The following is a 16714-nucleotide window of genomic DNA, read 5'->3' as shown; positions in this document are numbered from 1 at the left end:
GCAAATATCTTGAGTATGCTTCAATTAAAATTATTACTCAACTCTGTTTGTCACCTTCATTAGTCATCTATTCTCTGGGTCAAGATCTGAATATTACCTATTTCTCCTTGATTTTCTCCTTTTTTCAGAGTCAATTATTCTTGTCCAAAGTATAACCATATTTACTCAATCTTAAAGAATTTTTTTTGATAATTTATAGATTCTTGAACAAGAGTCTCGAAATCGTTAGAAGCCAATTCTTCTAATGTTAAAGTTGTTAAAGCCATTAGTAAGGAAATACTTTCTTCTTCTGTGGGAGTAGAGTCAAAGTATTTGTTATGAAATTTCTCTAAATTTTCTGCGGCAGTTTTTACTAAATTCTGAAGTATTTTAAATGCTTGATCTGATAAAGGTGGGACACCCCGATAGTTTTCTAGTCTTCCTCCTTGACGATAATCTGGGAAAGATTCCAAACCAATAAAATGGAGAAACCAATCAGCCCGAAAATACCCCAAAGCCGCTACAATTCCTTGATAATCAGCAATAAGCTCATCTAATAAGTTATTGCCCATATAGTTAAGCACTCTACGGGTGAAATAATGGGTACACTCATGCTCTAAACGAATAGTAAGAGATAGTTTTTGCCATTGTTGTTCTGTTAACCCTAGTTGAGTAGCACTAACATTACTGTAAAAGCCTTGACTAAGAATAATAAAACGGTCTTGATATAAGGATTTTTGGGGGATTAATCTTTTAAATTCTTGATTCCAGTCTTCTTGAGTGCAATGGTTAGGATTATTCTTTTCCCATTCAAGGCGATATTGTTTGATTCGATCCCAATTGTTATAACCTCCAATTATACAAGCTCCCATGGATGGGGGAATGGTGGCGGGTTCATTTTTTTTGGTGATGGCTTGAATTAAAAGCTCAAAGTCTTGACGATTAGGGGCAATAATAACAGGTATTGCTCCTGCAAGAGTGTCTTTAATCTCCAGTTGTAAATTATCTGGGTCTGTTAATTGTAATCCCCCCTCAAATCGGAAGTTTTCTTCACATTCCCCCTTGCGCACTGCTCGAAGATACTGTTCGTTTTGACTCATTCCCTCTTGCACGGGAAATTTCAGTTGAACTAATGGAAAAGTTAAGCTATTATTAGTACCAATTTTATCAGCTAAAGTTTTATAATTTTGCCAAATTTTTACGTGAGGTTCTGATTTTAGTGGGAAAGAAATAAAATCATTGATATTACTATTTTGTTTGAACTTATTTTCGTTATAAGTCAATAATTCTTCAATTTCGGATTCATTTAGTTTAAATTTGGTTAAGGTTTTATAACGTGATTGTATTTTATCCATATACTTTTTAAACTTTTTTCCTACCATCATAAATGAAGATAATGAAAAAATTTCTAATGATTTATATTTCTAAAAATAAAGTTTTTGGAAGTGGCAGTTTTTATCTTCTGATATTAACTTTTGTTAACATAACTACTCTGTTTATCTCTCAAAAATCTTTATTAGCAAATGAGCCTTCTTTAACAATGGGAGACAATAAAAAAGAAGAAATAACACCTTTTATTGATAGTAAATATCAAGCTATTGATACACAAGAATTTAATTTCTCTGAATATGAAAAATTATTCTTAAGTCAAAATACTTCAGAGGTTGAAAATAGTATTCCTCCAGACTTACGAGTGAATCCAAATCCTTTAGATTTACCGACAACTCCCCAAGAAGTGGAAACCGTTACTATTCCTTTATCTTTAGAAGATGCGATCGCAGTTGCAAAAGGAAATAGTCAACAGTTAAAAATAGCCAAAATCAACTTAGAGAAAAGTCAAGCCGTCTTAGACGAAGCGAAAGCGGCTCTGTTTCCCACTCTTTCGGCGGCGGTTACTGCTTCCCGTCGAGAGGAGGCTTCTCAAGGTTTATCTACGGATGCGAGTGAACAAGACACAAAAAACCAAATAGCACAGTTAGAGTCTTCTATTCCTGCCATTGAAAATCAACTTGATCAGATTGATAGTGTATTAGAACAATTGAACCCTGCCGATCCCACTGTCATACCAACAATCGTTTCCTTATTGATAGAAAGAAATAATGTTGAACAAAGTCTTCTAAGCGCTCAAAGTTCTTTAGAAAGCAGTAGGGAAGCCCTAAGAGACATCAAAAATTATGCAGGTACTTTCATTGATGGCACTGTGAGCTTAAACTATAATATCTATTCTCCGGGTCGTCAAGCAACTATCAATTCCGCCTCGGAACAAGTTTTAATCAACCAGTTAGAAGTACAAAGAATTGAAAATGAATTGGTTTTAAATGTCACCTTAGCTTATTATGACCTTCAACAAGCAGATCAAGAGGTAAAAATTAACCAAAATGACGTAACCAACCGACAAATTAGATTAGAAGGCTTACAGTTGCAATTAGAAGCCCAGTTAGCCACCCGTGTGGATTTACTCAATGCCCAAGTTGAACTCGATAACTCCATACAAAACTTAAGAAATTCCCAAACCGTTCAACAAACCTCACGGCGTAATTTAGCTCGTTTATTGAATTTACCCCCTACTGTGACCCCCTCTGCCTCAGATGCGATCGCAATGAGTGATTTGTGGGAATACTCCCTACAAGAAAGCATCATCATGGCATATAAAAACCGAGTTGAACTACAACAAAAATTAGCCCAACGAAAAAGTTTTGAAGCCCAGAGAGAAATTGCCCTAGCACAAGTTAGACCAACTTTAGCCTTGTTTGCTAACTATCAAATGCTACAATCTTATACCGATGACCCCAGAATCAATGTCTTAGTAGATGGTAGTTTTTCCACAGGATATGCTTTTGGTTTACAGTTAAATTGGAACTTTTTTGACGGTGGTGCGGCCAACGCAAGAGCGAGACAAGCCGACGCAGACATTGCCAGAACAGATCAAGAATACTCTCAAGAAGCTGATTCCATACGTTTTCAGGTAGAACGAGCATACCTACAATTACCCTCCCAAGTGGAAAATATTGACACAGCAAGACAAGCTGTTAATCGGGCTCAAGAAGCAGTCGAAGCGGCTCAAATTCGATTCAGTGCTGGTGTTACCACTCAAACAGAAGTTTTAGATGCTCAAACCCGTCTGGTTCAAGCTCAAAATAATTTACTCAATGCCGTATTAGGTTACAACAGAGCTAAAGCAGAACTACAAAGAGCTGTTAAAAATTAAAAATAATTTATTTAGTTATTTATTTTGTTGATTAAGATAAAAAAAAGATTTTTAAGAGGATTTTTTTATGGCTAAAATAATTTCAATTCATTCTTACAGAGGTGGTACTGGAAAATCAAATCTTACCGCTAATATTGCCAGTATTGTCGCAAGTCAAGGAAATAGAGTCGGAATAGTGGATACTGATATTCAATCTCCGGGGGTACATATTCTTTTCGGGGTTAATGAGAAAAAACTAGAATATACTCTTAATGATTTTCTTTGGGGTCAGTGTCCCATAGAAAAAGTCGCTTGTGATGTAACCCATGTTCTGCAAGAAAACGCCCATAAAGACAGTAAAATATATCTACTTCCTTCCAGCATGAAAATCAATGATATTTCTCGTATTCTCAGAGAAGGATTTGATATTGAGTTGTTATTTGATGGTTTTCAAAGCCTAGTAGAAAAATTAAAACTAGACTATTTATTTATTGACACTCACCCCGGCTTAAACGAAGAAACTCTTTTATCTCTCACATTTTCTGATATTGTCTTTGTGGTTTTACGTCCCGATAAACAGGACTTTCAGGGAACTGCGGTAACAGTAGAAGTTGCACAAAAACTCAAAGTACCCCAAATATTTTTAATTATTAATAAAGCATTAGCGGCATATAACTTCATGAAAATGTCAGAACAAATAGAAAGTACCTATGGTCTTCCTGTAGTGGGAATTTTGCCAGAATCAAAAGATGTGATTAAACTTGCTAGTAATGGTATTTTTTCGTTGAAATATGAAGATCATCCCATTACAGAAACTATTAAAGAAATTGCCAAAACAGTAATGATTAAATAGAGGTTGACGCAAAAATGATGTAAAAATAGTGTCATCGAGACTGGGCAATGGGCAATAGTAATAATATTTAATAAAAACAGTTCCTAAATTGATTTTCTGGATTTATTTTGTTAAGTATTAATGCACCAGTACAACATCTCAGATCTCTAAAACTAATTTTGATAATCTTAGAAAGATATTACTTTTTTCTTAAAACTTGAATTAAAATACACCAATTGACTCAGGAAAACTCTTTTTTACAGGATATTAATGGGATATTAATTAGAATTTTTACTTTTTGGAGGAATATTTAAGAGTAAATTTGAGAAAAGAAATTTGAAGAAAAAATGAAATCTAAGTAAGATGGACAAAACGTAAAGAATCAAAAATAGTAAAAAAATGTTTGACAATTCTTTATTAAATCCGTCTTTTAGGACGATTAATTTTCTTGCTCAGATTGAAAACTCAATGAAAACTTTTTCCCTAGATGGAACTTTGGGGGAGAATTTGATTATAATCGCAAAAGCCTTATTAATTTTGGTGATAGGTTTAATTTTTGCCAGTGTTTTTAAGGGACAAGTGAAAAAATGGCTACATAGGACTGAAATCGACAATAAAATTGCCGCTTGGATTACTAGCGATGAAGATTCTTCTTCTTTACCGATTGAACAATGGATTGGAGAAATCATCGGCTGGATTATCAGTTTATTTGTTATTGTTGCCTTTCTCAACGCCTTAGATTTAGAAGTTGTTTCCCAACCGTTAAATACTCTATTACAGGAAATAGCCCAATTTTTACCTCGTATAGGAGGTGCAGTATTACTACTTGTATTGGCTTGGGCATTAGCAACAGTGGTCAAAATTTTAGTTGTCAATGCTTTAGGCAAACTAGAAGTAGATAAACGCCTTAATCAACAAATACAGGGGGATGATTCAGAAACAGAAACTATTGCCTTAAGTGAAACTATTGGTAATGCTCTTTACTGGTTTATTTACCTTTTATTTTTACCTGCTCTATTAAGTATTTTAAAATTAGAGGGTACTTTACGCCCTTTAGAAGAATTAGTTAATGAAGTTGTTGGTATTTTACCCAATGTTTTTGCGGCGGTAATTATTGGGGCGATTGGTTGGGTAATTGCACAAATCATTAAAAAGGTTGTGATTAATCTATTAGTGGCTAGTGGTATAAATCAAATCGGAGAGAAATTTGGTTTAGGGAGAAAGGAAAATAGTCAATCTTTGGCTCAAATAGTTGGTTCTGTGGTGTATGTGTTAGTCTTAATACCTATTGCCATAACTGCCCTTGATGCTCTGCAAATCGATGCCATTTCTACTCCTGCCACAGAAATGCTCAATCAGGTATTAAATATATTACCAAAACTTTTTGCTGCGATCGTGATTATTGGTTTGGCTTATGTAGCAGGGCAATATTTATCTGAATTAATCACAAATCTTTTAACCACTGTCGGATTTAATAATATTTTCATTTGGCTTGGAGTAACTCAAGAAAGTCCTCAAGCAGAGGAAACAGAAGAAGCAGAAAATGGCATTCAAACAACTGCCCAACAAACACCTTCTCAAATTGTAGGAGTTATCGTCTTAGTGGCAGTGATGTTAGTTGCATCTTTAACAGCAGTTGACATTTTGGAAATAGATGCCCTTAGAAGTGTTGTGGCTTTTATTCTTGTTATTTCAGGACAAATTTTAGCAGGGTTGCTGGTTTTTGCCATTGGCTTATACTTTGCTAATTTAGTATTCCGATTAATTGCTAACTCTGGTACTAATCAAGCGAATTTCTTAGCCCAAACGGCTCGTATTGCCATTATTGTCATGGTTTCGGCTATGGCTTTAGAAAGAATCGGCATTGCCCCAAATATTGTTAATCTCGCTTTTGGCTTACTAACAGGAGGTATTGCAGTTGCGATCGCACTTGCTTTTGGTTTAGGAGGCAGAGAAGTGGCTGGAAAGGTTTTAGAGGATTGGGTGAATAATTTTAAAAAGTAGTTTAGGGGAGTTCGGGGTTAGGAGTTAGGAGTTAGGAGAGTTCGCCTTCGGCTCTTACACTCCCTTCGGTCGTGAACGGGATTTTTAATTTTTAATTCTTAATTATCAACTATATACCTTTGCACCTGCCCCTTGCCCTTTGCCCCTTAATCATCCTTGATAACCTTGTAAATTTTCAGGCTCAAAAACTTTTAAAATTCTAGTAGCCTGATTTTTGATCATTTGATCTCCTTCAACAATGATTAAATACTTACCCTGATTAAGACGATTACGATAAGGTAGAGCGTCACCACTACCCTCTGCTAAACCGATACTTCCCCCCACAAAAAAACTACCCATAGCACCACCGATCGCACCTAAAAAACCACCTATAATATGGTTAAAAGGTTCACCTGCCCAACCGAAGGTATTAATACTGGTAATGGCATCAAAAGTATAACCACCAAAAAAACCAAAAGGCACTAACCAATAAGCCATTCTAATGGCATTTTTACGCCCCTCATCTTCAGGTTTAATTAAGCCATACTCATCGGCACTTTTATACCCCTTACCGAGAATCGATATTTGTTTTGTGGGAATACCCGCTTTTTCAAGGGCAGTGTAAGCATCTTCTGCTTGGATGCGATCGGATAATACAGCGATTAAGTAATTCTTCATGTTTTCAATTAATAATTAAAAAAGGGAACAGGGAACAGGGAACAGTGTAAGATATACAATCAAGAGTTAACAATTAAAAAACTCCGAACTCCGAACTCCGAACTCCGAACTCTTAACTTGCTCTTTTATAAGCCTCGTCTAATACTTCGGATAAAGTAGGATGAGCATGGACATTAAAGGCTAATTCATGAACGGTTTGACGAGATGCGATCGCATTTGCCGCTTCTTGAATTAAATCCGAGGCATGAATACCAATAATATGGACTCCGAGTAACTCCCCTGTATCTTTGCGGAAAATAATTTTAGCGATCCCATCTGTTTCTTTCTCTGCTAAGGCTTTGGAATTGCCCTTAAAGTAGGTTCTAGCGGTAGCTACCTCAAAACCGACCTTTTTGCCTAATTCCTTGGCTTGTGGCTCATTTAAGCCCACGTAACTAATTTCAGGATGGGTAAAAGCGGCGGCGGGGATACTACGATAATCAATGGTTTTGTCTCTACCGCACATATTTTCTACGGCAATGATACCTTGTCCTGATGCGGCATGGGCTAACATCATTTTACCATTAGCGTCGCCTACTGCCCATAAATGGGGTACGACTTTACCATCTTTTAAAACCTGCATTTTATCGTTGACGGGGATAAAACCTCTTTCGGTTTCAATACCCAGATTTTCTAAACCGAGGTTTTTGGTGGCAGGAATACGCCCTGTAGCGACTAAACAAGCGTCAACTTCCAATACATCAACTATTTCTTTGGTTTTAGCGTCTGTTAATTCTATTTTTACAGGATTTCCGGGGGTGATTTTGGTGGCAAATACGCCCGTATAGGTTTCGATGTCACGACTATTAATTAATACTCTTTCGGCAATTTTAGCAATATCAGGATCAAAGGTAGGCATTAATTGATCCATCGCTTCAATCATAGTAATTTCTGAGCCTAAAGCTGTATAAACATCAGCAAATTCTAAACCAATATAACCACTACCGATAATGGCAATCCACTGGGGTAAAGACTCTAATTTTACTGCTTGGTCGCTAGTATAAACGGTTTTACCATCCACTTCTACCCCTCTAGGCACAAAAGGCACTGAACCCGGACATAACATAATATCTTTCGCTGTGATGACTTTCTCTGAACCATCATCACCAATAACAATTACTTTCTGAGATTCAGCTACTTTACCCCAACCTCTGATAATATCTACTTTTAAACGGGTTAAGCTATTAGTTAAGTCTGATTGAATTTTACTAACTAAATCCCCCGCATGAGATGCGATCGCACCTCTGTCAAAACTAACACCGCCAACAGTAACGCCCATAGACTGTAAATGTTCAGTTTCTCTTAACTCTCTTACCTTACCAGAAGCGGCTAAAAGGGCTTTAGAAGGGATACAGCCACGATTGACACAAGTACCACCCATGTCTCCTGCTTCAACAATGGCAGTTTTCAAACCACATTTAACAGCGTGTAAAGCGGCACCATGACCTCCTACACCAGCACCTATAATAATTAAATCATAATCAAAAGACTTACTCATAATACTTTATACTTTGTTTCTGAAATTGAGAAAAATAAACCATAACCCTTATAATACCTTAGTTTGGGGATTTCGGGGTTCGGAGTTCGGAGTTCGGAGTTAGAAGTTATTAATTATCATCAACTATTTACCTTTGCCCCTTGCCCAATGCCGCCCTTTTAACTCTTAATTTTCAAAATAGCTTGATTAAGTTCATCTATTTTCACTGGTTTGCGAATATAATCATTCATTCCTGCAAATAAACACATTTGTTGATCTTGATCTAAAGCGTTGGCAGTTAAAGCGATAATAAAAGGTTGTTTGATGGACATTTTTCTAATTTTTTTGGTGGTGGTTAAACCATCCATTTCGGGCATTTGTACATCCATTAAGATGATGTCGTAATTATTGTTTTCAATTTTGTTTAAGACTTCTAGTCCATTTTTGGCAATGTCTGCACTATATCCCAGTTTTTTTAAGAAGGAAAGAGTAACTTTTTGATTAACGAGGTTATCTTCTGCTAAAAGAATCTTGAGATTTGATGGTTTGATATTGTCTAAATCTTCGACAATAAAAGACGAATTTTTTGAGGTTAAATAACATTTAAGAACTTCTTTTGCCCTAAATGTAAAATAAAATGTTGATCCGGGTTGTTTTTCTGGACGGTGATAAAACCAGTTTTCTGGAGGAAAACCACCGATATTTCCGTTACTTTCAACCCAAATTGTGCCTCCCATGAGGTTAATTAAAGTTTTGCTAATAGCTAACCCTAAACCTGTGCCACCATACTTACGGGTAATGGAATTATCTGCTTGGGAAAATGGTTTAAATAAATAAGAAAGGCGATCGCATTCTATGCCAACTCCAGTATCTTCCACTCTGATCATTATTTCATATTCTTGCCATTCCTGTTGACTATAAACGTTTTTTATCTCTGCATAGACATTAATGCGACCAACCTGAGTAAACTTAATACTATTACCCATTAAATTAAGTAGTATTTGCCTGAAACGAATACTATCCCCCAATAAGTTAGAGGGAATTTGTGGGGCAATAAAGCAAGAAATTTGGATGTTATTTTTTTCTGCTTGGGGAGAAAGTAGATTAACAATAGTTTTGATAATTTCCCGAAAAGCAAAGGGGCGTTCTTCTAATTGTAAATTACCTGATTCAATTTTGGAAAAATCAAGAATGTCATTAATGATAGTTAGCAAAGTTTCCCCACTATCGATAATAGTATGAACATAAGTTTTTTGCTCTTCATTAAGGTGAGTAAGAGATAATAATTGTGCCATACCGATTACCCCATTCATCGGAGTGCGAATTTCATGACTCATGTTTGCGAGAAATTCACTTTTAGCTTTAGCCACACTTTCTGCTTTTTCTTTTGCCTGTGCCAAGTTTAGCTGAGTTTTTAAGGCTTTATTATATTCCACTAAAATTTTTTCTCTTTGTAGTCTATCTTCCCTTTGTTGTTTGGTTAAATTTTTTAACTGTAAATTTGTTGCTCTCAAGTCTTCATTTGCGGAAGCTAAGTCTTTTTCCGTTTGATTTTTTTCATTTAATACAGCACTCAAGACTAAAGTTGTAATAGCAATACAGGCAATAAAAGATTGTAAAAAAAGTAAAGAACTTCTAATATTATCTTGGGAAAAAGAACTATTACCCTTGATAGTTGTTACTGCTAAACTAATGGTAATAATAAAAGTTAGTAGTGTTCCACCTAATTCCTGAAACTGAAAAACCGTCCACACCAGTAACGGTATAAATAAATATTCAACGTTATAGCCAATAGAAACGTAGTAAATAATAATGATAGTTAAAGCGACAATGATGATTGTTTGCCAGTAACGATGATTAATTTTCACCAAGAAGCCAGAGAAATAGTTATTCCAAGCAATAATTAAAGGGGTAAAAACTAAGATACCGAAACTATCACTTAACCACCATGTAAAACTTATGTCGAAATACAATTCCCAAGGTGCTTTTCCTAATAAACAAATTATTAATGAACATAATACTGCTACTGGTAAATGACTCAGAAAACAACCATAGGCAATAAACTTAATGGTACTTTCTATATGACAAATGAATTGATAGCTACCAACGGATAATCGAATTAAATAAACTGCAAATAACTTACCTAAAGTGGAAATTGCCGTAATAGTGAAAGTTAAAATTAGCTCAGGAATGCCTAACCAACTTTGATAAATAAATATTTCTGCCCCTAAAATACCTATTAATAAAGCCCACCACAAAGAATCTCCCCAAATACATATCAAACCTACTCCTACTCCCCCCGCAATCCAAATGGGGGTTGAACCTGTTTCTGGATAAGTAGTAAAGTAATCTGAAAGTATCGCTGTGACAAAATATGCGATCGCAACTACAATATATTTCCAACCAGCAGGAGGAGATTGCCGAGGCAAAAAGTTATTCTCTGAAGATTCAATATACAAAAAATGATCGGGGGAAGGCATTATTGGGGGTTTTGTGATAGGTAATTAAAGAGATTAAAAATATAAAAAGACACCTTTGCTCTCTCTATTTTAGACTAGGTATTAAACATGACGAACAAACTTGTAATAAATTGGGTATTTTCAGCATTAGTCTCAGTAAAATTAACTAAGTAACCTGAGTTTGGGATAAATTTTCATCGATGAGTGATGGTGAAAAGGGCAAAGTTAAAAGGGCAATGGGCAATGGTAAATGATTAAGAATTAAAAACCCCTAACTCCTAACTCCTAACAATACCCCTATTCTCTACTTCCCCCTTTCACCTCGCATCGTTACCCCGATTTGTTTTTGAGAATTCAGATATAATCTTGATTAATTAAACTACTATCCCTGTTTTGCAGAAAATCCTTCAAAGATTATGGAAAAAAAACCCCGACACCGAAAAAAAGTCAATCATCTTTTTAAATGGCTTTCCCCCGGAATTTTCGTGAAGCGTTGGTTACTTACCAGTGTGATTGGGGCTTTTATGATTGCCCTAGGATTAGCTATTTGGAGTAACTTAACTCCTGTTTTTCGCATTTTCGAGTTTATTTTTAATATTTTAGATCAAATTACTAATTATATTCCTAGTCATATTTCTGGCCCCTTAGTTTTGTTTCTGGGTTTATTTTTATTATTTTGGGGGCAAACTCGCACTTTAGGCTCAATTACAGAGGTTTTAAAACCAAATAAAGATGAAGAATTAATCGATGTGCTTTGGCATTATCGTCGTTTAAATAAGGGGACAAAAATAGTAGCTATTGGAGGTGGTACTGGTTTATCAACTTTATTACGGGGTTTAAAGGAATATAGTGCCAATATTACCGCTATTGTAACGGTTGCTGATGATGGGGGTTCATCGGGAAGGCTTAGACGAGAAATGGGTATTTTACCTCCCGGAGATATTCGTAATTGTATGGCGGCTTTGGCTGACGAAGAAAAATTGTTAACAGAGTTATTCCAGTATCGTTTTACCGCAGGGGAAGGATTAAATGGTCATAGTTTTGGTAATTTATTTTTAACCGCTATGACTAATATTACTGGTGATTTAGAAGGTGCGATCGCAAAAAGTTCTAAGGTATTAGCGATTCAGGGGAAAGTTTTACCTGCAACCCTAGAAGATGTTACTTTGTGGGCGAGATTAGAGGATGGTAGAGTGATTTATGGAGAGTCTAATATTCCCTCTGCTAGGGGGAAAATAGTTGAGTTAGGATGTAATCCCACCAATCCACCTGCTACTCCTGCGGTAGTTAAGGCAATTCAACAGGCAGAGTATATCATTTTAGGGCCGGGTAGTTTATACACAAGTATTATTCCTAATTTGCTAGTGCCTGAAATTAAAGAAGCTATTTTGAATAGTTCTGCTCCTAAAATTTATGTTTGTAATATAATGACCCAAAAAGGGGAAACTGATGGTTATACAGTTAGTGATCATATTAAAGCGATAGATAAGGTGTGTGGGAAGAAAATATTTGATGCGGTTTTGGTGCAGGGAAGACAACCTTCTCCAGAGGCTTTAAGAAAGTATGCAGAAAAACATTGTCATCCTGTATATTTAGATCGGGAAGAGGTGGAAAAATTGGGTCGCAGAATTGTTAAAGCCAATGTCATGAGTGAAAACCGAGATAGTGCTTATGTTCGCCATGATCCTCAATTATTAGGAAAAGTTTTATTTCGTTGGTATAGTAATATGCCCAAATCAAAATTTGTGAAAAATAGTAAGCAGTTTTTAATGGATATTTCCCGCCGATAAATTATACTCACTGCCCCCGTATAACTTCATTTAAGTTGGGGTAAGCTAAAGTTTTCTTGTGGCATCAATTTATAACCTTAGACAGCATAACTATTATTATGGAATCATCTATTTATCCTATTTCTCCTTTAATCAAAATAACCCTTCTTAATCTTTATTTCGCCTTAACAATTCCTTTGCCTTTTCTGCTCAAAACAACTTCTCTTAATTTCCCTATTTGGTTACTTTCGCTATTAATTGGCTTAGGTGCGATCGCAATTTTTGCTATTTTAAGTGAAAGAGTTATGGTTGATGATGAGGGTATAGCCGTTACTTATCCTCAATGGGTAAAATGGTTATGGCGTAAGGGATGGCATTTATCTTGGAGAGAAATTGACAGTCTGAAAATGCGTACGACGGGGCAAGGAGGATTAGTCTATTATTTTGTCTCAAAAAATAGAGATAAAGCCTATTTACTACCCATGAGAATTGCTGGTTTTGCCAAAATGGTTAAACAGGTGCAGAATAAAACTAACATTGACACTACAGATATTCGTCCTTTAGCACAACCTTGGATGTATATTTTTTTATTCTTTTTTACCTTTTTTCTCTGGTTAGTGGATATTTGGACTATTTATCAAATACAGTTTTCTAATTTAGTATAAATTAATATAAAAAAAATGAGTTTAATCGATATTATCAAAGAGGATTATCAAAAATTTCCTGAAGATCAAACCTATATAATTTATGCCGAAAATGTCCACTTTAAAGACCCTGTTTATGATTTTTATGGACTTGAAAAATATCAGGAAATGATTGCTTTTTTAAGAAAATGGTTTAGTAATTTAAACTTAGAATTACATGAAATAAATCAAATAGAAAATCAAATTAATACCCGTTGGACAATGTCTTGGAATAGTCCATTACCGTGGAAACCTTTTATTTCTGTATCAGGAAGAAGTGAACTAAAATTAAAAGATGATCTCATTATAGGTCATTATGACTATTGGGATTGTTCTTTATTTGATATGATTAAACAACATTTTATTTTTAAATAGTTTTTATGAATAATAATTCTAATAATCAGAAAAATAATAAATTAAGTTCTGAAAAATATGCCTATTTAAAAGCAGAAGCAGAAGCCCCCTATAAGGGTTTAAGAAAGTTTATTTATTTAGGTTTGGGAGCATCAGGTGCGATCGGAGCTTTTATCTTTTTCGCTCAATTATTAGCAGGAAAAAACATTAGTGATAACATTTATAATTTATTTGTACAAATAACAGTAATTGCTATTATGGTTTTTCTCTATCGTTGGGAAGATCGCAAAAAAAAGTAAAATATTTTTCACTATTATCAATTATCATAAATTAAGGAAAAAATGACTAATAACTGGTTATCAGGCACTGTAAACACCGTCATGGGTGTAAAAAAAGAAAGCCAAAATAGTAATCAAGAAAACACCCCTTTAAACGGACAAAAAATATTCAGTTATGTTGCTGGAACACTAGCTCAAATTGGCTTAATGACCTTGACTCTATGGTTAGCTAATAAGGGTTTTGAGAATTTAATTAAATACAATTTAGATGAGAAAATCAATGTATCAATAGTATGTCTTTTTCTCACCTTTTTTACTATTCGTTCTCGATTTTTCTCCCCTCTTGATAATACTCGATCGCGCCGTCAATATGATCAAGTTATTCGTCCAAAATGGGCTCCTCCTCCATTCGTATTTCCTATAGTGTGGATGAGTATTGGGGTATTAAGAATCGTCTCATCCTACCTAGTGTGGCAAAAATTAGACCAAAATTTTCTTGCTATTCCCTTAATTGTCTTTGCTATTCATTTAGCCTTGGGAGATACATGGAATACTATTTTCACCGTTGAAGGTAGATACGCCTTAGCCGTGCCTGTTGTAATATTAGGGCCATTACTATCATCTATTATTCTCGCTGTGGTTTACTGGCAGATAATCCCTTCTTCTGGGTGGCTAATACTTCCCTCTTGCGTTTGGTTAGTTGTTGCCTCCGCATTAGTAACTCGTATTTGGCAGTTAAATAGAAGTTAGGAAAAAGGTATCAGGTAGCAGGTGTTTTTTATTTATTATCAGTTTATTTTAAAGAAAATAGAGAGAAAGTGTATATATTCTTGAAGGTAACAATTCAATAAAATCTGGGAGAAAAAAGATTCTATAAAGTGAGAAACCTTTACCTGTTCTTAATTTTGTTCTGTTAACCTAATGCTTAAATCAATGTATTCTCAATAACAGTATTTATTATGCTACTGGGTTATCCTTCCAATCATAATCTGAAAACTCAATTACGTTCCGGAGAAAGAAGATTACATTTTTATGAGCGGGGGGAAGAAATACCCTTAATTGCTCAAGGCATTTGGCAAGTTAATAGAGGAGTTGTACAACTTTTCAAAGTGGGTGCATTGGGAGAGGAAACTTTATTAGGATGGTCACAAACGGGCAATTTTTTCGGCTTGTGGTTTACTAATCTCGATACTTTTCAGGCTAAGGCTTTATCTGATGTTTATTTACAATGGTTTTCTTTGGAAGAAATTGAACATGATCCTAATTTAGCTCAAAAAATTCTCACGGAAACTGTTACCCGTATTCGTCAAACAGAGGAGTTATTAGCGATCGCAACTTTGAAAAGAATAGAAGAACGTCTGCTAAAATTATTAAATCTTCTCGGTGCATATTTAGGGGAAACCAAAGAGGATAAAATTAGAATTAAAGTTAGATTTACTCATCAAAATTTAGCAGATGCGATCGGTACAACCAGAGTAACAGTAACAAGACTATTAGGAGATATGCAGAAACAAAAATTAATCTCCTTAGATTCTAGTCGTCACTTACTTTTACATTTTTCGTAGCATAGATTGAAAAAGCACCAGAAATAAAGTATCAGAAATGAGGAATAACTATTTAAGCTCAATTCTGATTACATATAATTTCATTTTTATTCTTTCAAAAAATTATTATCACTTTGCATAAAATTGAAAATCGCTACTGATATATAGATAAGCACCCGAAAAACATAATTCTATATACGGTGGGTATTTTTCATGAATAGACCTGATTTTTTCCAGAAAATAAATGCAAAAGCCTTTGAAAGAAATACAAAACCTAAACCCATTATTAATAAACAGAAAAATCCCGTTTCTCAAGCTGAATTAACGTCTTCTCCTTGGGGCAAATTAACCCTTTTTCTCGATCGTGCTTTAGGAGATATAACCCCTAGAAGTTTCGGTAAAAAAAGACAATATTCCGAACTAGCAGTTATTCAGATTAAATGTTTAGATAAATTGCTCAACTATAAAACAAATAATTGGGATGACTTATTAGACGAATTAGACGAATTAGACGACGAAGAATATAACAAAGCCGAAAATTTTTATTACCATCTCTCTCGCCAATATAGTATTAGACCAGATAAATTTATCACTTTTTGGCATCAAAAAATATCAGAATTTGTCGATTTATTTGAAAAAATTGTTAACAGCGATCAACTTGATTTAATTAAATTAGAAAACTTTGCAAACATCATCGATAACTTTAATCGCTCAAGGGAAAGAAGTTTTTGGTTTTTGCATCAACTACCCTATTACCTAGACGAAAAAAATAAATATTTCCTTCTTAATTCTGAATCCTATCAAACTATAATTCAATTCGGTGCATCAGAATATATTGGTAAATTTGGTTATCAATTACAAAAAGAATTTAATTTAACTAGGACTGATATAAAAGAAAAAGCCGCACAAAATTTAGTTCAAGAATTAGGGGAAACAGAAAATAATTTAAGGGCAGAAATTAGCAGACTAGAAAATGAGAGTCAGGAGTTAGAAAGAGAAATTCAAGATATAAAAGAAAACTCCTTACAAGAAGCAGTTTATACATTAGCTAAATCTCTCCAAGATGAACAACAACAACCTGTTTTAGATCAACTCTTTAGCCTTTATAAAAAGATTGATAAATTACTAGAAAATAATGAAGGTTTATCAACTCAAGATACCCTCACTTGTTTTATTAATTTAGAAAATTTATTTAAGGCTTTTTCTACGTTAAATATTCAACCTTTTCCACCAGATACAGAAGCCATATTAGAAATCACAGGAGAAGATTTAGACAACAACAAATATAACTATATTTCTGGTAGTCAATTCACCAGTAAAGAAGAAGTAAAAAAAGTTCAATGTGTTGCCTGTGGTTGGAAAGTGGGAGAAGAAATTGTTACCCCTGCAAAAGTGGAAGAAATTGAAAATTAGAAATTAATTAACTTGTGCCTAAATATTTGATAATCAAGA

Annotated in this window: 14 protein-coding genes; 10 read left to right on the top strand and 4 right to left on the bottom strand. The window is 34.6% G+C overall.

Annotated features, from left to right (window positions below; genetic code table 11):
- Window positions 1–161: 161 nt before the first annotated feature.
- Window positions 162–1334, bottom strand: coding sequence for a DUF7005 family protein (locus Dongsha4_RS12025; RefSeq protein WP_330202614.1), 1173 nt, complete (start codon window positions 1332–1334; stop codon window positions 162–164).
- 41 nt (window positions 1335–1375) lie between these two features.
- Between Dongsha4_RS12025 and Dongsha4_RS12020 the strand changes: the two genes are divergently transcribed.
- From Dongsha4_RS12020 to Dongsha4_RS12010, 3 genes are all read left to right on the top strand, one after another.
- Entirely contained in the window at window positions 1376–3187 is a 1812-nt protein-coding gene (locus Dongsha4_RS12020; RefSeq protein WP_330202613.1) for a TolC family protein, read from the top strand.
- A 67-nt stretch (window positions 3188–3254) separates the two neighbouring features.
- Window positions 3255–4019, top strand: a complete 765-nt coding sequence (locus Dongsha4_RS12015; protein WP_330202612.1) for a MinD/ParA family protein — start codon at window positions 3255–3257, stop codon at window positions 4017–4019.
- A gap of 378 nt (window positions 4020–4397) precedes the next feature.
- Entirely contained in the window at window positions 4398–6002 is a 1605-nt protein-coding gene (locus Dongsha4_RS12010; RefSeq protein WP_330202611.1) for a mechanosensitive ion channel, read from the top strand.
- Between the two features lie 150 nt (window positions 6003–6152).
- Here Dongsha4_RS12010 and Dongsha4_RS12005 read toward each other — a convergent pair whose 3' ends face one another.
- From Dongsha4_RS12005 to Dongsha4_RS11995, 3 genes are all read right to left on the bottom strand, one after another.
- Window positions 6153–6659, bottom strand: coding sequence for a hypothetical protein (locus Dongsha4_RS12005; RefSeq protein ID WP_330202610.1), 507 nt, complete (start codon window positions 6657–6659; stop codon window positions 6153–6155).
- Between the two features lie 112 nt (window positions 6660–6771).
- Window positions 6772–8196: a dihydrolipoyl dehydrogenase gene (lpdA, locus tag Dongsha4_RS12000; protein WP_330202609.1), complete on the bottom strand. Its 1425-nt coding sequence runs from the start codon at window positions 8194–8196 to the stop codon at window positions 6772–6774.
- A 158-nt stretch (window positions 8197–8354) separates the two neighbouring features.
- The gene (locus Dongsha4_RS11995; RefSeq protein WP_330202608.1) at window positions 8355–10655 is read right to left on the bottom strand and encodes an MASE1 domain-containing protein; all 2301 of its coding nucleotides are present in this window, start codon (window positions 10653–10655) and stop codon (window positions 8355–8357) included.
- A 395-nt stretch (window positions 10656–11050) separates the two neighbouring features.
- Between Dongsha4_RS11995 and Dongsha4_RS11990 the strand changes: the two genes are divergently transcribed.
- From Dongsha4_RS11990 to Dongsha4_RS11960, 7 genes are all read left to right on the top strand, one after another.
- Window positions 11051–12424, top strand: coding sequence for a gluconeogenesis factor YvcK family protein (locus Dongsha4_RS11990; RefSeq protein ID WP_330202607.1), 1374 nt, complete (start codon window positions 11051–11053; stop codon window positions 12422–12424).
- A 98-nt stretch (window positions 12425–12522) separates the two neighbouring features.
- On the top strand, window positions 12523–13068 hold the full coding sequence (locus Dongsha4_RS11985; RefSeq protein WP_330202606.1) for a hypothetical protein: 546 nt from the start codon (window positions 12523–12525) through the stop codon (window positions 13066–13068).
- 15 nt (window positions 13069–13083) lie between these two features.
- Window positions 13084–13461, top strand: a complete 378-nt coding sequence (locus Dongsha4_RS11980) for a DUF2358 domain-containing protein (protein ID WP_330202605.1) — start codon at window positions 13084–13086, stop codon at window positions 13459–13461.
- Between the two features lie 5 nt (window positions 13462–13466).
- On the top strand, window positions 13467–13739 hold the full coding sequence (locus tag Dongsha4_RS11975) for a DUF3493 domain-containing protein (protein ID WP_330202604.1): 273 nt from the start codon (window positions 13467–13469) through the stop codon (window positions 13737–13739).
- Window positions 13740–13781: 42 nt separating this feature from the next.
- Window positions 13782–14468 (top strand): TspO/MBR family protein, encoded by a 687-nt coding sequence (locus tag Dongsha4_RS11970; protein WP_330202603.1) that lies wholly within the window; start codon window positions 13782–13784, stop codon window positions 14466–14468.
- A gap of 209 nt (window positions 14469–14677) precedes the next feature.
- The gene (locus Dongsha4_RS11965; protein ID WP_330202602.1) at window positions 14678–15283 is read left to right on the top strand and encodes a Crp/Fnr family transcriptional regulator; all 606 of its coding nucleotides are present in this window, start codon (window positions 14678–14680) and stop codon (window positions 15281–15283) included.
- A gap of 192 nt (window positions 15284–15475) precedes the next feature.
- On the top strand, window positions 15476–16675 hold the full coding sequence (locus tag Dongsha4_RS11960) for a hypothetical protein (protein WP_330202601.1): 1200 nt from the start codon (window positions 15476–15478) through the stop codon (window positions 16673–16675).
- Window positions 16676–16714: the final 39 nt, after the last annotated feature.

This window comes from Cyanobacterium sp. Dongsha4 (assembly GCF_036345015.1).
Taxonomy (GTDB): domain Bacteria; phylum Cyanobacteriota; class Cyanobacteriia; order Cyanobacteriales; family Cyanobacteriaceae; genus PCC-10605.
The sequence above is the reverse complement of the archived record's forward strand: the minus strand, read 5'-3'. Positions and strand labels throughout refer to the sequence as shown.